The sequence below is a fragment of the Methylobacterium sp. 142-1Y genome (assembly GCF_057747795.1).
The window spans coordinates 5,001,951-5,023,326 of record NZ_CM173224.1 but is presented as its reverse complement, the minus strand read 5'-3'; the positions used below and the strand labels follow the sequence as shown (position 1 = coordinate 5,023,326).

The window sequence follows — 21,376 nt, the reverse complement described above, 5'->3', positions numbered from 1 at the left end:
AAGGGGGCGGCGCAAGGGTCCCGCGGCGGCCTCAGTACGGATAGCCGTAATAGCCGGGCGGGGGCGCCGGGCGGTCGTAGCCATAGCCATAGCCGGCCGGTGGGCGGCCGTAGGTGCGCAGGTAGGGGTCGTAGCGCGGCTGCCGGTAATTGCCGTTGTTGACGCCGGCCGAGCGGTCGTTGCCGCTGAGCGCCGCGTAGGGCGAGAGCCCGCTGCCGGCATCGCCGCCGTTGCGGGCGAGCGCCGCGCCCGCCGTCCCGAGGACGAGGGCGGCCGCGACGGAGACCCGGACCGTGAGAGCACGCATGGAAGGCCTCCTGGTTGAGGGGCGAGAGCCTGGGAACGGCAACCGGCCGGCCGGGGTTCCGGCGCGGGCGGCGCGGCCTTTCGGCACCCGCCGCCCGGACCGTCAACCGCCGGCCAGCAGCGTCGCGGTCCGGCGCTGCTGCGCCAGGACGCGGCCGAGATGGTCGATCGCCCCCTCCTGCAGCCGGCGTAAGGCGCCGGGCTCCTCTTCCCCGTCGCGCCGCATCGAGACGTAGAACTCGAACCCGCCCACCTCCGTCGCGCCGATCCGGTTCAGCACGAACGGGAACAGCCCGAGCCGCGTCGCTCCCGCCACCAGGTCCAGGAACGCCTCCGGGGTGAACACCCAGCAATGACACGGCACGTAACGGTTTTCGGCGAGCGCCGCGGAGGCCTCCGCATGGGCGTGCGCCAGGGCCGTGCCGCCGGCGAGGCGCGGCGCGGCCGCCGGGTCCTCGCCGGCCCAGATCTGCGCCGGCGCCACCGCCCGCGCCTCGCTCGCATGGGCGAAGACCTGGCGCGGGCTCGGCCGCGTCAAGCCGACGAGGTCCGCCTCGACCAGCTCGGCCAGGGTGCTCACCGGCCGCGCGGCGTCGAACATGAAGCGCTTGTCCGGCAGCGACAGGTTGAGCACGCCCCCGGCCCGCAGCACCCCGTGGATGCCCTTGAGCCAGCCGAGGAGGTTCGGCACGTATTGGGCCACCTGCGCGGCGATGGCGACGTCGTAGGGCTCCGGCCCGACGATCGCCGCGAGGGAGCCGGATCCCGCCCAGGCATGGTCGATCGGCGCGGCGCCGGGCAGCCCGGCGCTCGCGTCGAGGGCGTGGTCGACATAAGCGACCTGCACGCCCGCGGGCAGGGGGACGGGGTTGTCCCCGGGCCCGAATTCCAGCCCGCGCGCCTCCGGCAGCGTCATGTCGTGGGTCAGCCGCGCCAGCCGCCGGTCGGCGGCGCGGCGGGCCAGGAAGGCGTCGAGGGAGAGGGAGCCGGGTCTCATGACCCGGCTTGTCGCACGATCGCCCTCACGCGGCGAGCCAGTCGAAGCACCCGGCCGCGTCCCAGGCGCAAGCGGCGCCGAGGCTTTCGGCGAACACGCCGGACAGGCGCGCCCGCTCGGCCTCGACCACCGGACCGTCGACCGCCACCGGCCGGCAGCGGGCGGCGAGACCCGGCACGACGAAGTCGGGGTTGTGGAGCGCGTGGTCGGAGGCTTCGGTGAAGAACGGGCGGTCGCCCCAGTCGAGGTAGCTCTCGGCGGCAAGACCCTCGGCGAGCAGGATGTCGTGGGCGTCGAGCTCGACGTGCCAGTAGGTCACCGACGCTGCCGGCTCGCGCAGGATGCTGGTGCCGTTGATGAGGCACATGACCGGCACGAGGTGGCCGCCCGCACCGTCCGTACCGGCGCCGACGAGGACCGGATGGCCGGGAGAGAGGCGGAGATCCCGGGCCGGCAGCCCCGGCCCGAAGGCACCGGCGCGGATGCGGACCGGCTGCTGGGATGCCGGCAGGGGCCGGCCGCGTCCGTCGAGGTCGCGATGCCCGATCCAGGTGACGGGCCGCAGGGCGCCGGAGGCGGTCGCCGCCCGGTCGCCGACCCGCAGATCCTCGACCGCCACCTCGCCGCGCGCGGTGCGCAGGCGGGTGCCCGTCGTGAAGCAGACGGCGACGGCCTGGTCGTCGAAGCGCAGGGCCTGGAAGTTGGTCAGGGTGTCGGTGACCCCGGTCGGCCGCGCGGCGAGGTTCGCGCTCAGCGTGCGCGTGACGATCGTCGCGCCGTTCGCCTGGGCGATGGTGTAGTCGGCCCGGTTGCCGGAGAAGACCGCGGTGTTGGTGCCGGCCCCGCCGTCGATCGTGTTGTCCTTGGCCAGGTTGACCGTGCAGACGTCGTTGCCCGAGCCGCAGACGAGCCGCTGGATGTAGGTCTTGTCGTAGATCGCGATGTTGTTGGTCATCCCGAAGGCACTGCTGTAGGTGCCGGCATTGAGGTTGACGATCGCGGTGTCGCTGCTCTGCGAGAGGTCGAGGGCGTTGCCGCTCGCGGCGGTGTCGTAGAGGGTCAGGACCGGCTTGGTGTTGACGGTGAAGTCGAAATACGGCTTCAGGCTGCCGGTGATCGTGGTGTTGTAGCCGAAGGTCTGGGCCTGGTTCAGCGGGCCGCTGGTCTGGGCACCGTAGAGGCGCTGGATCGCGTCGATATCGACCGGCATCCAGGTAGTCGGAACATGATCGACCCCGTCCGTGGTCCTCCAGTTGGTCCCGGTGATGGGGCTCTGGTACGCCAGCTCTTGGCCTGGGTTGAAGTACGACATGATCGTCGAGATCCTGTTGTCGTAAGGCCCCAATTGCTGGCTGGGGACCTTCTCCCCGTTATAGGGACCGCCATGGCCGAGCCCGAGCGCGTGCCCCGCCTCGTGCACCGCCGTCATGGCGCCGTAGCCGCTACCGCCGTTCGTGAAATCGTTGAGAAATCCGTGCTTGGAGGTCGCCGGCTCGACCTCGCCGGTATCCAGCGAGATCAGAGCATTGCCGTCGGAGGGCGGGGTGATCACGCTGCTGCCGACCGGGTGCGGCGTAGAATTATGGTACTCTAAGGCGTCGCCTTTGTTGTTCCGCATGAACCCGATATTGGCGTTGTCGCCCGAGGTCGTCAGCTTGAAGGAGATGTTCGCGACGGCGGACCACATGTCCAGGCTGGAGGCCAGGGCGGCCTGCTCGACCGGGGTCCACTTGGAATCCGGATCGAAGGCGTAAGTCAGGGTGCCGCCGGCCGTCCCGGCTGCGTTGTTCGGGCCCCAGTGGATCGAGCTCGACGATGTCCCGTAATTATCCGGGGTTTTGCCGTCATACGTCGCAAAGGAGGGATTTGCGAGGGTCCCGTCCGCATTGACGCCCGACAGGTACGTGACTTCCTGCTCCCGCGTCATCCCCGTGGCGTTCGCCATCACTTGCCCCCTCTTGGACTTTTCGGCTTAGATCGGCTTAGATCGATGTGTGCATTGCAGCGAAGCGCGTGATCCGCTGTGTCGCCGGAAGCCGTACTCTGGCTTCCATTTCATTTCTGCTATCACACGGCCGAAAAAATCGTTGAGGGCGCGCGTCTCAAAAACCGGCGTTTCGGTCTCAGGCCCCGGGGTTTCGCGCAATCGGATCCTGCATGTGGTCCGTCCGCCACAGGCACCGGCCTCGGCCGCGCGGCCACGGGCGCTCCGCGCGACGCGCCCGGTGGGGAACGGCAGGAATCAGGGCGGGATCGGCTGCCCGTCCCAGGCGAACACGCCCCCGGAATCCCGGCTCCGCAGCCCGTCCAGGACGCGCAGGAGATGGGCCGCGCTCTCCTGCGGCGGGAACAGGCCGGGCCCCGGATCGGGGCGGAACGGCCGCGACAGGGCCGTCTGCACGGTGCCGGGATGAAGCCCCGCCACGATCAGCTCCGGATGAGTGCGCGCGGTCTCGACCGCCAGCGTGCGCAGGACCTGGTTCAGCGCCGCCTTCGAGGCCCGGTAGGCGTACCATCCCCCCAGGCGGTTGTCGCCGATCGAGCCGACCCGGGCCGAGAGGGCGGCGAAGACGCTCCGCCCGCGGCGCGGCATCAGGGGGAGGAGGTGCTTGGCCACCAGGGCCGGACCGATCGCGTTGACGGCCATCACGGCGGCCATCGCGGCCGGGTCCAGGGCCTTGAGCGCCTTCTCGGGCGAGACGCCCGGCCCGTGCAGGATGCCGCTGGCGACGAGGACGAGCCCCACCGGCCCGGCCGCCTCGATGGCCTGCGCCGCCGCCGCGATGGACTCCTCGTCCGTGACGTCGACGGGCAGGGATTTGACGGGCAAGGGCTGCACGAGACTGGGCTGCACGAGACTGGGCCGCACGAGACCGGGGTGCGGCGCGGCCGAGCGCGACAGGGCGAACACGGTTTCGTGCGCCCCGCCCGCGGCGAGCGCCGCGACGAGGGCGCGGCCGATCCCGCCCGAGGCGCCGACGACGACCGCGCTCGTCATGCGGAGCATCGCTCACGGGGGGCTTGGGAACGGCGCATGCTGGCATCCGGGTGAGCCCGGACGGGGGGGCCGGGCCGTGCGGGAACCGCGCGCCGCCCGCACCGGTTCCGCGGGAGCAGGCCGGGGCCGGCCGGACGCTCCGTTTCGCCGGCGCTCAGCCCCGGTCGTCGGCCCGGGGCGCGGCCCGCAGGGTGAAACGGGTCATCTCGGAGGGCCGGCCGAGCCGGAGGGCGAAGCCCGGCCAGATCCCGGTGCCGTTGCCGACGTAGAGAACCATGCCGGCGACCTCGTAGCGGCCCGACACGAAGCCGTTGTTGCCCCGCGCCACCAGCCGGTCGAGGCCGAGGATCATGCCGCCATGGGTGTGGCCGGAGAGCTGGAGCGCGACGCCCCGGGCCGCCGCCCGCTTCGCGGCCCGCGGCTGGTGGTCGAGGAGCAGGATCGGCGCGCCGTGGGGAGCGCCCTCGAGCGCCGCCGCGAGGTCGGGGCCGGCCTCGCCGGCGGCGGGGGCCGAGGAATCGGTGACGCCGGCGAGCACCAGGCGGGCCTCGCCGCGGGTCAGCACGGTATGGGCGTTCGGCAGCATCGTGAGACCGAGGCCGGCGAGGTGGCGCATCCAGGCCGGGTAATCGAAGAAGTATTCGTGGTTGCCGGGGATCGCGAAAGTCCCGTCCGGCGCCCGCAGGCCGGCGAGCGGCGCCACGTCGTCGCGGCGCATCGCCACCGAGCCGTCGATGAAGTCGCCGGTGACCACGATCAGGTCGGCGCCCGCCCCGTTGGCGCGTGCCGCCACGGCCCGGGCCCAGGGGGCCGGGAAGAGGCGGCCGAGATGCAGGTCGGTGAGCTGGAGCAGCCGGTAACCGTCGAAGGCGGGCGCCAGGCCGGGGATCGCCACCTCGACGTCCCGGACCGGCGGCACCCGCACGGCCTGGGCGACGCCGATTGCGGCCAGCAGGCCTGCGAGCCCGGCCGCCCCGAACCGCACCCCGTCCGGGATGGCCACGAAGCTCCGGTGCAACGCTGCGACCGCCAGGGCGCCGAGATCGAGCGCGATCTGGAGCACGGCGAGCAGCAGGATCGCCCCGAAGGCCCAGTTGAAGAGCAGCACGATCCCGCGGGGGAATTCGGGCGCGAAGACCGAGCCGGAGGAGAGCCGGTTCCAGAGGTGGAACTGCGAGGCGAGGAGCAGCAGCAGGGCGATGACGCCCTTGGCGGGAAGCGGCAGCCCGAGGGGCGTCAGCCAGCGGGCGATCACGTAAGCGCACGGCGCCGCGAAGATGAGGTGGAAGATGGCGGGTCTCCTGTCGTCCGTCGCGCCGGATGCCCACGTGTCCCATGACACGTGAGCCTTGGCACGTGCCATGGGACACGTGCCGACGCCCGCCCCGCCCCGCGACCCCGAAAAACTATCCCAGCATCTCCCGCACCATCGGCGCCACCTTGGTGCCGTAGAGCTCGATCGAGCGCATCAGCCGCTCGTGCGGCAGCGGGCCGGCGCTGTACTTGAGCTGGAACCGGCCGAGGCCGAGCCCCTTCACCGTCGCGGCGATCTTCCGCGCCACCGTCTCCGGCCCGCCGATGTAGAGCGAGCCGTGATCGGCCTCGCGGTCGAATTCCTGGCGCGTCATCGGCGGCCAGCCGCGCTCGGCGCCGATGCGGTCGCGCATGCGCTTGTAATCGGCGAAGAACTCCTCCCGTGCGCCCGCGTCGGTCTCGCCGACATAGCCCGGGGAATGGACGCCGATCGGCCGCACCGTCCGGCCGAGCTGGGCGCAGGCCCGCTGGTAGAGATCGACGTAAGGCCGGAAGCGCTGCGGCTCGCCGCCGATGATGGCGAGCATCAAGGGCAGGTCGTGATGGACCGCCCGCACCACCGAGTTCGGGCTGCCGCCGACGCCGATCCAGGTGGTAGGCGGCGTCTCCGGGGTCGGGAAGACCGACTGGTTGTCGAGCGGCGCCCGGGTGGTGCCCTGCCAGGTCACCTTCCCGCCGGCGAGAAGCGCGGCGAACAGCTCCAGCTTCTCCTCGAACAGGGTCTCGTACTGGTCGAGGGGGTAGCCGAAGAGCGGGAACGATTCGGTGAACGAGCCGCGGCCGAGGATCACCTCGGCGCGGCCGTGCGACAGCCCCTGCAGGGTCGAGAAGCGCTGGTAGACCCGGACCGGATCGTCCGAGCTGAGCACCGTCACGGCCGAGCCGAGGCGGATGCGCTCGGTGCGCGCCGCGATCGCCGCCAGGACCATCTCGGGCGAGGAGACGGAAAAGTCCTCCCGGTGGTGCTCGCCGATGCCGAAGAAGTCGAGGCCGACTTCATCGGCCAGGATGCCTTGCGCGACGACGTCGCGGATCACCTGGCCGTGAGGCAGGAGCTCACCGTTCCGGGCGGTGACATCCCCGAACGTGTCGAGGCCGAATTGCAGGGTCTGTGTCATGGAGGCCAAGATGGACGCGCGGGGGCGGGTTTGAAATGCGCGGAACTGCAAGGACGGGCTTGCAGGCGTGCATGCGGCGCTCAGAGACGGAACAAGCCGAGGGCGTCCTGCACCGCGTCCCGGGTCTCTGCAGTGAGCTCCCTTGCCCGCGCCGTGCCGGTGCGCAGCACGTCCATGACATGATCCGGATCGCGGGCGATCCCGGCCCGCCGCTCGCGGATCGGCCCGAGGAGGTCGCGCAGGATTGCCGTGAGGCGGTCCTTGAGCACGGAATCGCCGAGGCCGCCGCGCCGGTAATGGGCCTTCAGGTCCGCGACCGCTTGCCGGTCGGGGTCGAAGGCGTCGAGATAGGTGAAGACCACGTTGCCCTCGACCCGGCCCGGATCGGAGGCGCGCAAGTGGCCGGGATCGGTGTACATCCGCTGCACAAAAGCGGCGATCTCGGAGTCGGAGGCCGAGAGCGGCAGGGCGTTGCCGCCCGACTTGCTCATCTTCGCCCGTCCGTCGACACCCGGCAGCCGCCCGATCTCCGGGATCAGCGACCGAGCCTCGGGCAGGAGGTCGTGGCCCACCTGCCGGTTGAGGCGGCGGACGATCTCGTTGGTCTGCTCGATCAGGGGCGCCTGGTCCTCGCCCACCGGCACCAGGGTGGCCCGGAACGCCGTGATGTCGGCGGCCTGGGCGGCGGGGTAGCACAGGAAGCCCGCCGGGATGTCGCGGCCGAAGCCGCGGGCCTGGATCTCGTCCTTGATCGTCGGGTTGCGTTCCAGCCGGGCCACCGTGACGAAGTTGAGGTAGAGCAGGGTCAGTTCGGCGAGCGCCGGAAGGGCCGATTGCACGCAGATCGTGGTGACCGCCGGATCGATGCCGACCGCGAGGTAGTCGGTCGCGACCTCGATCACGTTGCGGGCGATGCGGGCCGGGTCGTGGGCGTTGTCGGTCAGCGCCTGCGCGTCGGCGAGCAGCAGGTATTGGCGGTGGCTGTGCTGCAACGCCACGCGGTTGCGCAGCGAGCCGGCGTAGTGGCCGAGATGCAGGGGACCGGTGGTGCGGTCGCCGGTGAGGATGACGGGTTTGGGCGGCATCGGGGGGCTCTTTCCGGAGGAAAGCCGCCGCGCCGAAGGGTGCCGGAACCGAAGAACGACCGTGCCCACCGGACGGCGGCATCGGTCGTGACGAGAATGACGACGGGCCGCTTCCTTAACGGAAGCGCCACCAGGTGGTCGCGCAGGGGGAGCGGCTCTCGATCATCGGGGACAGGGTAAGCGGGATTCAGCGCCCGCTCAAGCCGGTCGCGCCGCCTCGAGGCGGTCCGCCTCCGCCATCTCCTCCACCCCCACCCACAGGTTCCAGGCCGGCGCCAGGCTCCAGCCCGCCAAGCCCACATGCGCCTGCGGCATCCGGTAATGCAGCACGGGCCGAGGGCTCACCTTCTCGTCCGGCGGCAGGGCCGCCCGGACGCCCTCCTCGTCGCGATGGGCGAAGAGCGGCAGGAGATCGAGGCCGCGGTGGCGGGTCGGGTTGGCGGCGAGGTAGTCGCGGGCGAGGCCGTCGAGGTCGGGCCGGTAGCCGGGATCGAGCACCCGGGCGACGTAAGCCGCGGGGAAGGGCGGCGGCAGGCCGCGGGCGGCCAGGAACCCGCCCGCCGCGGTGGCCCGGCGCAGGTCCGGCTCGGACCGGAGATAGGCCCGCAGCAGGCCGGTGAGGGTGGCGGCCTCGAGGTCCGGCGGCTCGACGTTGAAGTGGAGGCCCAGCGAGCCGAGCAGCACCGCCCCGCGCCCCCGCCCGCCGGCCCCGTGCAGCAGGGCGGCGAGGCGGTCGGTCTCGGGCAGGCGGTCGAAGGCGAGGGGGCCGGTGATCACCTCGCGCGGCACCACCGGGCCGAGGAGGGCAGCGAGAGAACGTCCGGCGGCGCGGACCGGCAGTCCCGGACCGGCACCGTGTTCCGGCATCCGGCGCTGCGGATGGGCGGCGCGCAGGTCGAGTTCGACCCGGAGGTCGCCGAGCGCCGTGCCCTCGAGCCGGAAGGCGTGCGGGTCCTCCTCGGCGAGGCGCCCGCCGAGCCCGGCGGCGAGCGCCCCGGCGGCGGCCCTGGCCGAAGGCCCCATGAACTCGATCTCGACGCCGACCCGGCGCGGGGTCCCGTCGCTCCGCAGGGGCCGGGGCGGCGAGCGGAACTCGGCCGTGCGGGTCTCGGGCATGGGACGCTCTGTCATAGGGGCGCTCGTGGGGGCGCTCATGGGGGGCTCACGGGGCCGCTGCTCACGACGCCACCGCCGGCAGGGGTGAAGGCGTCTGCGGCGAGGGTGTCTGCGAGGGGGCCGGCGCGGCGGCGGGATCGAGGCCGAACAGGTCCGGGCAATCCTCCTCGCCCGGGCGGCGCGGCAGGCGGCGGGCCGGCGGCGCGGCGGGGCCGAGGAGCCGCATCACCCGCTTCGAGACCGCGACCGGCAGGTTCTCGCGCTTGGCCCGGGCCTCGACCCGGGCGAGCGCGTTCATCGCCGGGCCGAGCACCGTGAACTCGGCCCGTGCCCCGTCGTCGAGCACCCCCACCAGCACCTCGCCGGCATGGAGCGAGGCGGTGAAGGCGAGCGGCGGCAGGTCCTGCCGCCCCCGGGTCTCGTTCATCCGCCGCACCCGCGCCTCGATCTCCCGTACGCAGGCGAGCGCTGCCGCCGCCTGCTCCGCCGGTGCGCCGTCGAGGAACTGGGCCAGCACCCCGTCGCCGACATACTTGTCGACGAGGCCGCCCTGCGCGGTGACCGCGCCGTGGGCGAGTGCCCGGAACGCCAGCAGCCAGTCGAGCACCCGGGCCTCGCCCCAGCGCCGGGTCAGGGCCGAGAAACCCCTGATGTCGAGGGCGAGCAGGCAGGCGTGCCGCGGCTGGAGCGCCGTCGGCCCGTCATGCCGCACGAGGTCGATTCCCGCCGGCACGAAGCGCGCCAGGGTCGCCCGCTCGTGCTCCAGACGCAGCATCGCGGCAAAGCCCCGGCGCAGGCGCAGCGACCCCTCGATCACGAAGGCGGCCGCCACCAGGAAGGAGAGGAGCCCGAAGACGTTCGGCCCCGCCGGCGGCAGGCCGAGGCCGGGCTGGAGGAGGCCGAGGCCGAGCGCCCCGGACCACACCCCCGCCACCAGGGCGGCGAAGACCGCGGTGTGGCGCGGCCGCAGGGTCAGGCCGGATTCGAGCAGCAGCAGGAAGGCCGGCAGGCGGCTCGCCAGGGTGCCGGGCTCGTCGGCGGCCTCCGCCGCCGCCATCATGTATTCGAGCACGATATAGGCCGCGAGCGCGGCGTCGAGCAGCGTCGCGATCCAGGCCAGGCGCTCGCTGTCGCGTCGCCGCGCCGTGACGGCGAGCCAGAGCGAGGAGGCCGCGTAGCCGCCGAGGATGAACCAGTGGCTGCCGGCATGCAGCACGCCGTCGCTGAGATGGGCCGAGACCGCCAGCACCCCCAGCATCACCAGCCGCATCGCCAGGACGCGCGTGGCGGTGCCCGCGGCGAGGCCGGCGGCCAGGGTGTGCTCGTCCCCGGCAGGGCGGGGCGCCGGGCCCCGGTCCGGCGGGGTCGGATGTCGTCTGCTCATGCGGGCCTTATCGCGGGGCACGGGGATGCATCGAGGCAAGATGGTCGTTCACCGGCCGCCGGCGAAGGCCCCCGATTGGTCCGGGTCGCGACGACGCCGGTGCCGGAGAGCCGAACGGGCCGGACGGCGCATCGTTCCGCCGGATCGGCCCCTTGCGGAAAGGGATGCCGCTCGCCATCTCCAGACCATCCAAATGGATGGTCTGGAGATGGCGATGACGGAGAGCGTGCACGAGTTGAGGCCCAAGGGGCCCGGACCCAAGCTGCCGGAGAGCGAGAAGGTCACGGTCAATCTCGGCTTCGTCGATCTCGGCCGCGTCGACCTGATGGTGCGGGACGGGTTCTACGCCAACCGGGCCGACTTCATCCGCACGGCGGTCCGCAACCAGCTCGACCGTCAGGAGGAGGCGTTGCGCCAGTCGGTGGCACGCCGGCAGCTCAGCCTCGGCCTCACGTACATCACGAGGGCCGAGCTGGAGGCGGCGCGGGATTCCGGCACGCCCCTCAGCATCCAGGTCCTCGGGCTCGCCAGCATCGCCGACGACGTCACGCCGGAGCTCGCCCGGGCGGCCATCGCGTCGATCCACGTGCTCGGCGCCTTCCATGCCAGCGCCGCCGTCAAGGCCGCGCTCGCCGACCGCATCGCCTAGAACCCCTTCTCGCACAGGACCACGCTCATGAGCGCATTCAGGAACTTTCCCCCGGGCGGGCCCCTCGGCGGCCTTGGTGCCAATGTCGACATGGCCGAGGTGACCCGCCTCACCCGCGCCGGCCGGCTGACCGAGGCCGTGGCCCTGATCCAGGGCCACGCGGTGCCGGCCGAACCCGCCCGCCCGGCGGCGCCGACGGCGACCGGGCGAGGGGCCGGCCCAGGAACCGGCTCAGGAACCGGGCGAGGCACCGAACCCGCCATCGACCTCGAGGCCCCGACCGAGCCGGGCGGCGCCTGGACGATCCCGGGACAGGCCGGTGCGCCGGACGCGTCCGAGGCGCTGCGGGCGATGCCCGATGCGCCGAAGGGCTTGCAGGAGACCCTGCTGGGGATGCCGGAGGCCCTGAAGGCCTTTCGCCCGCCGGGCGGGCTGGCCGACCTGCTGCGCGAGGGAGCGTTGGATGGCTTGGCGGGCAACTTGGCGGGTAACTTGGCAAGCCATTTGCCCGGCGGTCTCGGCGAGGGCCTGAAGCCTCGCCGGCCCGTGCCGGTGCCGGAGGGGGCGCGGTTCGAGGAACGGAGCTTTTCCGATGCTGCGGGCCGCCGGACCTACAAGGTCTACGTCCCGAGTGGCCGAGAGGGCCAAAGGCTGCCGGTCGTGGTGATGCTGCATGGCTGCACCCAGGACCCCGACGACTTCGCCCTCGGCACGCGGATGAACGCGCTCGCCGAGGCGCAAGGCGCGATCGTCGTCTATCCGCGCCAGGAGCGCTCCGCCAACGCGCAGAAATGCTGGAACTGGTTCCAGCCCGGCGACCAGGGCCGCGGCGCGGGCGAGCCGGCGCTGATCGCCGGGATCGCGCGGGCCGTGGTGGCGGAGTTCGGGGCCGATCCGACCCGGGTCTACGTCGCCGGGCTCTCGGCCGGCGGCGCGGCGGCGGCGATCCTGGCGGCGACCTATCCGGACGTGTTCGCGGCGGCCGGCATCCATTCGGGCCTCGCCTGCGGCGCGGCCCGGGACATGCCCTCGGCCTTCGCGGCGATGAGCCAGGGGGGAGCCGCCCCGACGCGGCCGGGCCCGGCCGTGCCGACCATCGTCTTCCACGGCGACGGCGACAGGACGGTGCATCCGCTCAACGGCGAGCGGGTGGCCGCCCAGGCGATGCCGGGGGCGCCGCTGCGGGAGACCGTGACCCGGGGCGAGGCACCGGGCGGGATCGCCTATACCCGCACGATCCACGCGGATGCGGCGGGGAAGGGACAGGTGGAAGCCTGGGTGCTGCACGGGGCGGGCCACGCCTGGTCCGGCGGCAGCCCGGACGGCTCCTACACCGAGCCGCGCGGGCCCGATGCCAGCACCGAGATGCTGCGGTTCTTCCTCGAGCATGCCCGCGTGGCTTGAGGATTCACGCCTTCGGGGTCGAGACCCGCAGCAGCAGCGCGACCGGCAGGAGCCCGACCGCGACGATCAGGAGGGCGGCGACCGCGCCGTCCTCGTAGGTGCCGCGGGCGGCCTCGCCGTAGAGGTGGGTCGCCAGGGTCTCGACGTTGAGCGGACGCAGGATCAGCGTCGCAGGCAGTTCCTTGACGCAATCGACGAAGACCAGGAGGGCGCCGCCGAGGAGCGCCGGCCAGGTCAGCGGCAGGTGGACCTGCGCCAGGGCGCCGGCCGGACCCCGGCCGAGCACCCGGGCGGCATCGCCGAGCGAGCGCGGCACCCGGGCGAGGCCCGCCTCGCTGCTGCCGGCGGTCACGGCGAGGAAGCGCACCACGTAGGCGTAGACGAGCGCCGCTCCCGTGCCGAGGCCCATCGCAGCGAGCGGAACCCCGGTCAACGCCCGGCTCAGGCCGTCGAGCAGGCCGTCGAGGGCGGAGAGCGGCGGCAGGAGGCCGATCGCCAGGATGGCGCCGGGCACCGCGTAGCCGAAGGTGGCGCAGCGCAGGAGCACCCCGTGCCAGCGCCCGCCGAGCACAGCTGAGCCTGCCGCCATCACGAGGCCGAGGGTGGTGGCCACCACGGTCGCGAGGCCGGCATAGAACAGGGTGTTCAGGCTCTCCGACAGGATCGCCCCGGACAGGCCGGCGAAGTGCAGGCGCTTCCCCGCCTCGACCGCGAGGTAGCCTGCCGGTGCCAGGAAGCCGATTGCGACCGGCACGAGGCCGAGACCGAGCGCCATGAAAGCCGCCGGGCCGGCGAGCCGCGTGCGGCTCATCCGCCGCGGGCGCTGCGCCGCCCCGGCATAGCCGCGCCCGCGCCGGGCCCGGCGCTCGACCGCGATCAGGCCGAGGCAGGCGGCGAGCATCACCAGCGCCAGGCCGGCGGCGCCGGGCAGGTCCGAGCGGTTGATCCAGGTGTCGTAGATCGCGACCGTGAGGGTGCGAACGCCCAGAAATTCCGCCGCCCCGATGTCGTTGAGCGCTTCCAGCAGCGCCAGGCTGGCGCCGAGCGCGATGGCCGGGCGGGCGAGCGGCAGGGCGACCCGGAGGAACACCGCCCCCGGCCCGGCCCCGAGGCTGCGCCCGGCCTCGACCAGGTTCGCCGACTGCATCAGGAACAGCGCCCGGGTCGGCAGGTAGACGTAGGGGTAGAGCACGAAGCCGAGCAGCAGGATGCAGCCCGGCAGCGAGCGCAGGTCCGGCAGGATCAGGTCGCGCGGGCGGGCATAGCCGAGGAGGGCGCGGATCGCGCCCTGCACCGGGCCGACCGGGTGCAGCAGGTCGAGATAGGCGTAGGCCCCGATGTAGGTGGGGACGGCGAGCGGCAAGAGCAGCGCCCAGTCGAGCAGGCGCCTCCCCGGGAACTCGTAGGCCGCGACGAGCCAGGCCGCCCCGGTGCCGACCACGACGACCACGATCCCGACCCCGGCGAGCAGCAGTCCGGTCTCGACGAGGGCGGGCGGCAGGACATGGGCGAGGAGATGCGGCCAGAGCCCGCCGGAGCCCTGCAACGCCTCGAGCCCCAGCGCCGCGACCGGGGCCAGGACCAGGAGGGCGGTGAGGCCGGCGGCGAGCGTCCAGGCCAGAAGCCAGGGAGACCCTCCGCCGGAGGTGGAACGAGGCAGGAGCGGCCTTGCCGCCCGGCGCGCGGCCGCCGATGGGCGCGGCGGCACGAAAGCTCTTCCCTCCACGTTGGTCGCCGGCTCCCGTCCGCTTCAGAATGGGTCGTGATTTCCACCTGATCCGTCCCGAACAAGATCAAGCGCGAGCTCTCTCCTCTCCCCGCGGGCGGGGAGAGGGCTGTGTTCCCGTTCAGGGAACGCAGCGAGGCGGCAGCCGAGGGTGAGGGGGTGTTTCCGGAGGAGCCTCACTCGTCGAGACCCCCTCACCCTCGCTTCGGCTGCGCCTCCGCTTGCCGCTGACCCGACAAGGGGTCAGCGGCCCTCTCCCCGCCCGCGGGGAGAGGAGTAAACCCGCGCCATCATCGGCCATCGGACCAGATCACACGGCCTCCGGCCTCACCGGTCGAACCCGACCTTGTCGACGAGCAGGCTCGCCGCCTTGCGGTTGCGGGCGATCTCGACGAGCGGGGTGGTGTCGACCGTGAGCGGGCCGAGCGCCGTGAGCAGCGGGTCCGCGGCGACGCCAGGCTTCACCGGGTACTCGTAATCGGCCTTGGCGTAGAGGCCTTGCGCGTCGTCGGAGGTGAGGTATTCGAGCAGCTTGACGGCGTTGTCGCGGTTCGGGGCGTTCTTCGCCACCACCGCGCCCGAGACGTTGACGTGCGTGCCGCCGCCCTGGAACGTCGGCAGCACCACCTGGATGCCCTCGCCCCATTTCTTCTGTTCCGGGCCGCCCCGGCCGCTGCGCATCAGGCCGACATAGTAGGAATTGCCCAGGCCGATGTCGCAGAGGTCGGCGACGATGTCGCGGGCCACGTCGCGGTCGCCGCCGCCGGCCTTGCGGGCGAGGTTGTCCTTCACGCCGCGCAGCCAGGCCTCGGTCTTCGCCTCGCCGTGCTTGACCAGGTAGGCGGCGATCAGCGCGGTGTTGTAGGGGTGCTGGCCCGCCCGCAGGCAGACCTTGCCCTTCCATTTCGGGTCGGCCAGGTCCTCGTAGGTCAGCCCGGCGAGGTCGCGGAGATCCGGATCGGCATAGGCGACCCGGGCCCGGGTCGAGAGGGCGAACCAGCGCCCCTCGGGATCGCGCAAGCTGGCGGGAACCGCCGCCTCCAGGGCGGCCGAGCGCACCGGCTGGGCGAGGTCGCGGTCGACCAGCTCGATCAGGTTGCCGATATCGACCGTCATCACCACGTCGGCGGCGGAGCGGGCGCCCTCGGCGGCGACGCGCTCGGTCAGGCCCTTGTCGACGAACACCGTGTTGACCTTGACGCCGCTCGCCTTCGTGAAGGCGTCGAGGAGCGGACGGATCAGGCCGGGCTCGCGGGTGGTGTAGAGGTTCACCTCACGGGCGCCCTCGGGGGCGCCTTGGGCCCGGGCGGGGCCTGCGAGGGCGACGAGACCGAGGAGCGCGAACGCGGTGCGTGACAGGGACAAGGGGCGTCTCCCGAGAAAGGCGCTCCCTTGAGAAGCAATCACGAAACAAAAGCAAGCGCGTTAGATTTTAGTTGTTTCAATGTAAGATCGAGATCCAGTGTCGGCGATCCTGCGGCCGCTCGTGACGCCGGGGCTGCGCTGGGTCATCGGTGGCTGCAAAGGCCGGTCGATCTGCCCACGGGCCGACATCTCTCCCTGTCATCTCCGGGCTCGTCGAAGACGAGAACCCGGGATGATACCATGTCCGGAAGATTCCTTCCGGAGATGGTATCGCAAGCCCGCGCGGTGAAGCCGTAGGCTTCACACGCTTGAGCGAAGCCGAAATCCGCATCGCGAAGCGATCAATCGGATTTCGGATGACATCGAGGGTGTCAAGTCCGCCCGCCACCGCGAACAGGCTCGCGCGCGAACAGGCTCTCGGGCTCGACGATCACCCTGCGGGCGCCAGCCGCCCCCCGCCGAGCCGGTGCAGCGCCACCGCCCCCGCCACCGCGACGTTGAGCGAATCGACCCCCGGCGCCATCGGGATCGCGACCCTTTGGGCGCGGGCCATCAGCGCCTCGGGCAGGCCGGGGCCCTCGGTGCCGAGCAGCAGGAGTGAGCGGGGCAGGGGCGGCAGGGTCGCGATGTCCTCGCCTCGGGGCGAGAGGGCGACGGGCGTCAGCGCATGGCGCGCGCAGAGATCCAGCAGGTCGTCGCCGGTGGGGAGCCGGCCGAAGGGAACGGTGAGGCTCGTCCCGGCCGAGACCCGGATCGCCTTGCGGTAGAGCGGATCGCAGGTCCCGGCGTCGAGGAGCACCGCGTCGGCGCCGAAGGCGGCGGCGTTGCGGAAGATCCCCCCGACATTGTCGTGGTTGGCCAGCCCCACGAGGCCGACGAGCAGGGCCGGGCCCGGCGGCACCAGGGCGTCGGGCGGCGGCTCCTCGCCGCGCAGGCCCACCGCCAGCACGCCGCGATGGATCGGAAAGCCCGCCACCGCCCCCATCACGCCCTTGGCGGCGAGGTAGACCGGGGCGTCGAGGCCGGCCAAAGCCGGCGCCAGCCCCGGCCAGCGCTCGGGCGCGAGCAGCACCGATTCGATCCGGAACCGGGCGTGTCCAGAGAGCAGCACGCGGAGCACCACCTCGCCCTCGGCGATGAACCGGCGCTCGCGCCCGACGAGGTCGCGCTCGCGCATCCGCGTATAGGCGGCAAGGCGCGGGTCGTCGGGATCGTCGATCGGGAGGGGCGTCATCGCGCCCCGGATAGCATCACCCCTTGCGGGCGGCCAGCGGATCGGATTCGGCCCTGGTCGGCACCTTCACCAGGGCCTCGCCGTCGAGCACCGTCTCGCCGTTGACCGCGCAGATGCAGGTCAGCCGGGCGCGGCGGCGGTCGGGCATCAGCTCGGCCACCGACACCGTGACGTCGACCGTGTCGCCGATGCGCACCGGCGCGCGGAAATTGAGGCTCTGGCTGATGTAGATCGCGCCCGGCCCGGGCAGGCGGGTGCCGAGCACCGCCGAGATCAGCCCGGCGGTGTAGAGGCCGTGGGCGATGCGGGTGCCGAACGGCGTGCGGGCGGCGAAGTGCTCCGAGAGGTGGATCGGGTTGCGGTCGCCGGTGATCTCCGCGAAGCCGACCACGTCGGAGGCCGCGATGGTCTTCGACAGCGTCTCGGACAGGCCGACGCTCAGGTCCTCGAAGTACAGCACGCGCAGTTCGGGCATCATCGGCGTCGCTCCCGGTCGATTCTCGTGCCGCGGCCGAGGCGGCCGCGCGCGCGCGGCGCCGCAATCCCGGCCCGGGTTCCCGGGGGTCGCACGGGAGGGGGGCGGAAATCCAGTGGCGAAAGGTCGGACAGCCCAAAGGAGGAGACGCCGCGGGACGAGGCGCCGTGGACCGGGTTCACGCGCCGGCCCCGGGGCGCCGCGATGGATCGGACCGTCGAGCGCCCGGTGCCGTGCGCGTTCCGTCGGCTCGCCGAGACCGTCTTCTGAACTTTCTCCTTCCGCAACGTCGTCGCCTGTCAATCCGTCCCGTCTGGCGATCTTCTGCGGTCATGACTTGGACTTATCTTTATGACGCCAGGATTGGAGGAGGCGGGCGTTTTAATTAAATTTTAGCGATATCTGGAGGAAGGATGTGAGGTCTTCCGAAGCGATCACCAGCGGTCCCCGTCATGCGCATGTCCCTGAAGAGCAGCCTGAGCGGCCTGTTCGGGATCCTCCTGTTGCTGTCCCTGTCGCAGGGCGCCGTCTCCCTGTGGAAGCTCGACGCGATCGAGAGCCGCATCGCCACCCTCGCCGACGACGCGATGCCGTCGATCACCGAGGCGCATGCCCTCAACACCCTGGTGATGCGCGCCCGGCTCTGGCAGTTCCGCTTCATCACGGCGGAGGGCGAGGCCGAGAAGGCGCTCTCGGCCAAGAGCTTCGCCGAGATGGACGCCGCGCTCGACGCCGGCATGGCGCAGTACCGCAGGCTGATCAGCTCCGCCGCCGAGCGGGAGATCTTCGATGACGTCACGGACAAGCTCGCGGCGTTCCGGGCCGACTGGGCCCGCCTCAAGGCGCTCCCGAGCCAGGCCGAGATCGACGCCTTCTTCCGTGGGCCGATGAACAAGACCTACCGGGCGATGATCGACACGACGACGAAGCTCGTCGGCCTCAACGTCGCCGCCGGCAAGGCGGCGGGCGAGGCGGCCCGGGCCGAGCGGGTGGAGGCCACCCGCACCACCGTGGCGATGTTCTCCGTCTCCGTCCTCGTCACCCTGGCGGCGGTGCTGTTCTGCCTGCTCGGCGTCGTCCGGCCGCTCGGCCGCATGACCGGGGCGATGCGCCGCCTCGCCGAGGGCGAGGCCGGGACCGCGATCCCCGGCGCCGCCCGCCGGGACGAGCTCGGAGCGATGGCAGGGGCGCTGGCGGTGTTCCGCGACAACCTGATCCGCACCCGCCGCCTGGAGGAGGAGACCGCGCTCGCCCGGGCCGGGGCCGAGGCGCAGCGCCGGCAGGCGATGCGCGAGATGGCCGACGCCTTCGAACGGGCGGTCGGCGGCATCGTCGGCGCCGTCACCGCCGCGGCGACCGAGCTGCAGGCCACCGCCCAGACCATGACCGCCACCGCGCAGGAGACCGCCGGCCAGTCGAGCGGCGTCGCCGCGGCCGCCGCGCAGGCCGCCGCGAATGTCGGCACCGTCGCGGCGGCGGCCGAGGAACTGGGGGCCTCGGTTCAGGAGATCGGCCGCCAGGTCGACGGCTCGGCGCGGCTCGCCGGCGCCGCCGTCCGGGAGGCCGGCGAGAGCGCGGCCCAGGTCCGGGCGCTGACCGAGGCGACCGCCCGCATCGGCGACGTGGTCGGGCTGATCTCGTCGATCGCCGCCCAGACCAACCTGCTCGCGCTCAACGCCACGATCGAGGCGGCCCGGGCCGGCGCGGCGGGCCGCGGCTTCGCGGTGGTGGCGGCGGAAGTCAAGGAACTCGCCGGCCAGACCGCGAAGGCCACCGAGGAGATCACCGGCCAGATCGCGGCGATCCAGGCCTCGACCGGCCAGGCGGTCGGCGCGATCGGGGCGATCACCGCCCGGATCTCGGAGATCTCGACCGTGGCCACCTCGATCGCGGCCGCCGTGGAGGAGCAGGGCGCGGCGACCCAGGAGATCGTCCGCAACGTCTCCGAGGCCGCGTCCGGCACCGGCGAGGTGACGACGACCATCGCCGGCGTCGCCCGGGCCGCGGACGAGACCGGCGCGGCGGCGAGCCAGGTGCTGGGGGCGGCGAGCGAGCTGTCGCGCCAGTCCGAGCACCTCTCGGCCGAGGTGGCGCGCTTCCTCGATACGGTGCGGGCGGCCTGAGCCGCCAGGTTCCAGCCGATTCTCGAACCAATTCGTCGGTCGCGCCGCCCTGGACCACCGGGGCGGCGCTCGCCGTTTCGGCCCCGGTCAGTTCAGCGCCTGCGGGTCGGCCTCGGTCAGGAAGGCGGCGACCTCGCGGAAGAACTGCATCCGGTTCTTCTCCATCATGACCGTGTGGGTGCCCTCGCCGAGTTCGACGAAGCGTCGGTAGGGCGCGCGGGTGAGCCGGGCGAAGTATTCCTGCGCCTGGTAGCTCGGCAGGTCGGCGTCCCACTCGGCGTGGATGACCAGCGTCGGCACCCGGATCTCGCCGGGATCGTAGAGCGGCTTGCCGGCCTGCCAGTAATCCTGCGCATCCGCCACGACGCCGTTCGGCGCGCGCAACACCGGCGGCGCTTGCGCGGCGCCGGCTTTGTCGGTCGCGAAGGTGGCGTCGGCCCATTGCTCGAACCAGCCGGGCGGGATCAGCGCCGCCTGCTTGTCCTCCGGCACGCCCTTGAGCCAGCGCGCCTTCGCGCTGTCCCGGCTCACGCTCCGGTAGGCCCCGAGCGCGCCGCCGCCGGCGCCGATGAGCGAGGGCGTGCGCGAGAGCCATTGCGGCGCGTAGAGGACGAGGCGGTTGACCTTGTCGTTGTGGGTGCTGGTGTAGAGCCCCATCGTCGAGGTGCCCCAGGACCAGCCCATCAGGTCGATCTTGTCGACGCCGCGCCGCTGGCGGATGAAGTCGACGACCTGGCCGACGATCGCGGCGGCGTCCTTCGTCCGCATGAAGGGCTGTCCGTCGGCGGCCGGGCGGCTCATCGCCGCCGGACGGCCCGAGAGCCCGTAGCCCGGCAGGTCGACGAGGTAGACGTCGAAGCCGAGGCCCGCCAGGTACTCCATCATCGACAGGCCGGCGAGCGGCAGGTCGAAGGCGGTCGAGGCCGGGTAGGTCGCGCCGTGGACGTAGAGCAGGATGCGGTCGGCCGCGAAACGCTCCGTTCCGGCCGGGCGCTTGTTGCGCACGTAGATCGAGACGCCGTCCTCCGGGCCAGGCAGGCGGAACTCTTCCGTGTGGAGCGCCGGCCGGTCCGGCGAGGCCTGCGGCGCGGAGTCGGGGGCTGCCGCGGCCTGCGGGATCGCCGCGAGGGCGCCGAGGCCGGCGAGGACGAGCCGGCGGGGCACCCGCCCCGGCCCGGATGCGGTTGACCGTGATGAACGCGGCATGGCGTGTTCCTCCCTCCCGCCTGTCGTCGGCGGGTAGCCCCAGTCAAGCCGGCGCCGCCCGTCGGCACAACCGCCGGTGGGGCATGGCGCGGATGCGGCCCCCTCTGGCGCAAGCCCCTCTGGTCCAGCCCACTTTGGCCCAGCCCCCTGGCTCATGCCGCCCGATCGGGGCATAGACGCCGCGTCCTGCCGCTGCCGTGCGAGCCCGCTCCCCGTGACCTCCTCCGACACCGATCCCGGCCTGCGCGAGACCGTGGCCTCCGTCGCCCTGCTCAATCTCGGCTATTTCGGGGTCGAGGCGGCGGTGGCTCTGGCGATCGGCTCCGTCGCCCTGGTGGCCGACAGCGTCGATTTCCTGGAGGATGCGGCGCTCAACCTCCTGATCGTCGCCGGCCTCGGCTGGCGGCCCGCCGCGCGGGCGCGGCTCGGTGCGGCGATGGCCGGCATCCTGCTGCTCCCGGGGCTGGCGGCCGCCTGGACCGCCTGGCAGAAGATCGGCGCCTTCACGGCCCCGGCGCCTTTGCCGCTGACCCTGACGGGTCTCGGTGCGCTCGCGGTCAACCTCGCCTGCGCGGCGATGCTGGCCCGCCACCGCGAGGGGCGCGGCAGCCTGACCCGGGCGGCCTTCCTGTCGGCCCGCAACGATGCGGTGGCCAACGTCGCCATCGTGGCGGCCGGGCTCGTCACCGCCGCCACCCTGTCGCGATGGCCCGGCTTCGCGCCCTGGCCCGACCTGGTGGTCGGCCTCGGCATCGCGGTGATGAACGCGGAGGCCGCCCGGGAGATCTGGCAGGCCGCCGCGGCCGAGCGCCGGGCGGCGCGCGAGGGGGGGTGAGATGGGCGGGGATCGGGGCTCGATTCACACGACGACGAGAG

At 72.8% G+C, this 21,376-nt stretch carries 17 protein-coding genes and 2 pseudogenes; 4 read left to right on the top strand and 15 right to left on the bottom strand.

All coding sequences use genetic code 11. The features are described 5' to 3' along the window. Positions 1 to 31: 31 nt before the first annotated feature. From AC3AOF_RS23130 to AC3AOF_RS23085, 10 genes and pseudogenes are all read right to left on the bottom strand, one after another. The gene (locus tag AC3AOF_RS23130) at positions 32 to 307 is read right to left on the bottom strand and encodes a hypothetical protein (RefSeq protein WP_236988697.1); all 276 of its coding nucleotides are present in this window, start codon (positions 305 to 307) and stop codon (positions 32 to 34) included. Between the two features lie 102 nt (positions 308 to 409). Further along, positions 410 to 1,303: a class I SAM-dependent methyltransferase gene (locus tag AC3AOF_RS23125; RefSeq protein WP_236988698.1), complete on the bottom strand. Its 894-nt coding sequence runs from the start codon at positions 1,301 to 1,303 to the stop codon at positions 410 to 412. A gap of 25 nt (positions 1,304 to 1,328) precedes the next feature. Beyond that, positions 1,329 to 1,970, bottom strand: a pseudogene (locus AC3AOF_RS23120) (Hint domain-containing protein); the annotation flags it as partial. 198 nt (positions 1,971 to 2,168) lie between these two features. Next, positions 2,169 to 3,230: pseudogene (locus tag AC3AOF_RS23115) on the bottom strand (matrixin family metalloprotease); the annotation flags it as partial. Positions 3,231 to 3,545: 315 nt separating this feature from the next. After that, positions 3,546 to 4,301 (bottom strand): SDR family NAD(P)-dependent oxidoreductase, encoded by a 756-nt coding sequence (locus AC3AOF_RS23110; protein ID WP_488346624.1) that lies wholly within the window; start codon positions 4,299 to 4,301, stop codon positions 3,546 to 3,548. 154 nt (positions 4,302 to 4,455) lie between these two features. After that, positions 4,456 to 5,592, bottom strand: coding sequence for a metallophosphoesterase (locus tag AC3AOF_RS23105; protein WP_488349039.1), 1,137 nt, complete (start codon positions 5,590 to 5,592; stop codon positions 4,456 to 4,458). 115 nt (positions 5,593 to 5,707) lie between these two features. Beyond that, positions 5,708 to 6,733: an LLM class flavin-dependent oxidoreductase gene (locus tag AC3AOF_RS23100; RefSeq protein WP_488346623.1), complete on the bottom strand. Its 1,026-nt coding sequence runs from the start codon at positions 6,731 to 6,733 to the stop codon at positions 5,708 to 5,710. A gap of 80 nt (positions 6,734 to 6,813) precedes the next feature. Further along, complete coding sequence (gene trpS / locus AC3AOF_RS23095; protein WP_236988702.1) at positions 6,814 to 7,818, bottom strand: tryptophan--tRNA ligase; 1,005 nt, start codon at positions 7,816 to 7,818, stop codon at positions 6,814 to 6,816. Positions 7,819 to 8,016: 198 nt separating this feature from the next. Next, positions 8,017 to 8,949 (bottom strand): amidoligase family protein, encoded by a 933-nt coding sequence (locus tag AC3AOF_RS23090; protein ID WP_488346622.1) that lies wholly within the window; start codon positions 8,947 to 8,949, stop codon positions 8,017 to 8,019. Between the two features lie 46 nt (positions 8,950 to 8,995). Continuing rightward, entirely contained in the window at positions 8,996 to 10,318 is a 1,323-nt protein-coding gene (locus tag AC3AOF_RS23085) for an adenylate/guanylate cyclase domain-containing protein (protein ID WP_488346621.1), read from the bottom strand. Positions 10,319 to 10,532: 214 nt separating this feature from the next. On the opposite strand from AC3AOF_RS23085, the gene AC3AOF_RS23080 reads away from it, so the two are divergent. Further along, positions 10,533 to 10,967, top strand: a complete 435-nt coding sequence (locus AC3AOF_RS23080) for a CopG family transcriptional regulator (protein ID WP_236988705.1) — start codon at positions 10,533 to 10,535, stop codon at positions 10,965 to 10,967. Between the two features lie 27 nt (positions 10,968 to 10,994). Next, the gene (locus AC3AOF_RS23075) at positions 10,995 to 12,371 is read left to right on the top strand and encodes an extracellular catalytic domain type 1 short-chain-length polyhydroxyalkanoate depolymerase (RefSeq protein ID WP_488346620.1); all 1,377 of its coding nucleotides are present in this window, start codon (positions 10,995 to 10,997) and stop codon (positions 12,369 to 12,371) included. Positions 12,372 to 12,375: 4 nt separating this feature from the next. Here AC3AOF_RS23075 and AC3AOF_RS23070 read toward each other — a convergent pair whose 3' ends face one another. The 4 genes from AC3AOF_RS23070 to croR form a co-directional block, all read right to left on the bottom strand. After that, positions 12,376 to 14,031, bottom strand: a complete 1,656-nt coding sequence (locus tag AC3AOF_RS23070) for an ABC transporter permease (RefSeq protein WP_488349038.1) — start codon at positions 14,029 to 14,031, stop codon at positions 12,376 to 12,378. Positions 14,032 to 14,424: 393 nt separating this feature from the next. Next, positions 14,425 to 15,456 carry an extracellular solute-binding protein gene (locus AC3AOF_RS23065; RefSeq protein WP_488349037.1) on the bottom strand — a complete coding sequence of 344 codons (1,032 nt, stop codon included), beginning with the start codon at positions 15,454 to 15,456 and terminating at the stop codon, positions 14,425 to 14,427. 436 nt (positions 15,457 to 15,892) lie between these two features. Beyond that, positions 15,893 to 16,696, bottom strand: a complete 804-nt coding sequence (locus AC3AOF_RS23060) for a TrmH family RNA methyltransferase (RefSeq protein ID WP_488346619.1) — start codon at positions 16,694 to 16,696, stop codon at positions 15,893 to 15,895. A 16-nt stretch (positions 16,697 to 16,712) separates the two neighbouring features. Beyond that, positions 16,713 to 17,174 carry a 3-hydroxybutyryl-CoA dehydratase gene (croR, locus tag AC3AOF_RS23055; RefSeq protein ID WP_488346618.1) on the bottom strand — a complete coding sequence of 154 codons (462 nt, stop codon included), beginning with the start codon at positions 17,172 to 17,174 and terminating at the stop codon, positions 16,713 to 16,715. 449 nt (positions 17,175 to 17,623) lie between these two features. Between croR and AC3AOF_RS23050 the strand changes: the two genes are divergently transcribed. Further along, the gene (locus tag AC3AOF_RS23050; protein ID WP_488346617.1) at positions 17,624 to 19,294 is read left to right on the top strand and encodes a methyl-accepting chemotaxis protein; all 1,671 of its coding nucleotides are present in this window, start codon (positions 17,624 to 17,626) and stop codon (positions 19,292 to 19,294) included. A gap of 87 nt (positions 19,295 to 19,381) precedes the next feature. Here the strand turns inward: AC3AOF_RS23050 and AC3AOF_RS23045 are convergent, their stop codons facing one another. Then, entirely contained in the window at positions 19,382 to 20,458 is a 1,077-nt protein-coding gene (locus AC3AOF_RS23045; RefSeq protein ID WP_488346616.1) for an alpha/beta hydrolase, read from the bottom strand. A gap of 256 nt (positions 20,459 to 20,714) precedes the next feature. Between AC3AOF_RS23045 and AC3AOF_RS23040 the strand changes: the two genes are divergently transcribed. Then, entirely contained in the window at positions 20,715 to 21,335 is a 621-nt protein-coding gene (locus AC3AOF_RS23040; protein WP_236988712.1) for a cation efflux transmembrane domain-containing protein, read from the top strand. Positions 21,336 to 21,376: the final 41 nt, after the last annotated feature.

Coding starts and splice junctions, on each gene's coding strand:
- AC3AOF_RS23085 (WP_488346621.1), bottom strand. CDS start 10,318: ATGAGCAGACGACATCCGACCCCGCCGGACCGGGGCCCGGCGCCCCGC.
- AC3AOF_RS23090 (WP_488346622.1), bottom strand. CDS start 8,949: ATGACAGAGCGTCCCATGCCCGAGACCCGCACGGCCGAGTTCCGCTCG.
- AC3AOF_RS23050 (WP_488346617.1), top strand. CDS start 17,624: ATGCGCATGTCCCTGAAGAGCAGCCTGAGCGGCCTGTTCGGGATCCTC.
- AC3AOF_RS23130 (WP_236988697.1), bottom strand. CDS start 307: ATGCGTGCTCTCACGGTCCGGGTCTCCGTCGCGGCCGCCCTCGTCCTC.
- AC3AOF_RS23060 (WP_488346619.1), bottom strand. CDS start 16,696: ATGACGCCCCTCCCGATCGACGATCCCGACGACCCGCGCCTTGCCGCC.
- AC3AOF_RS23100 (WP_488346623.1), bottom strand. CDS start 6,733: ATGACACAGACCCTGCAATTCGGCCTCGACACGTTCGGGGATGTCACC.
- trpS (WP_236988702.1), bottom strand. CDS start 7,818: ATGCCGCCCAAACCCGTCATCCTCACCGGCGACCGCACCACCGGTCCC.
- AC3AOF_RS23110 (WP_488346624.1), bottom strand. CDS start 4,301: ATGACGAGCGCGGTCGTCGTCGGCGCCTCGGGCGGGATCGGCCGCGCC.
- AC3AOF_RS23075 (WP_488346620.1), top strand. CDS start 10,995: ATGAGCGCATTCAGGAACTTTCCCCCGGGCGGGCCCCTCGGCGGCCTT.
- AC3AOF_RS23125 (WP_236988698.1), bottom strand. CDS start 1,303: ATGAGACCCGGCTCCCTCTCCCTCGACGCCTTCCTGGCCCGCCGCGCC.
- AC3AOF_RS23080 (WP_236988705.1), top strand. CDS start 10,533: ATGACGGAGAGCGTGCACGAGTTGAGGCCCAAGGGGCCCGGACCCAAG.
- croR (WP_488346618.1), bottom strand. CDS start 17,174: ATGATGCCCGAACTGCGCGTGCTGTACTTCGAGGACCTGAGCGTCGGC.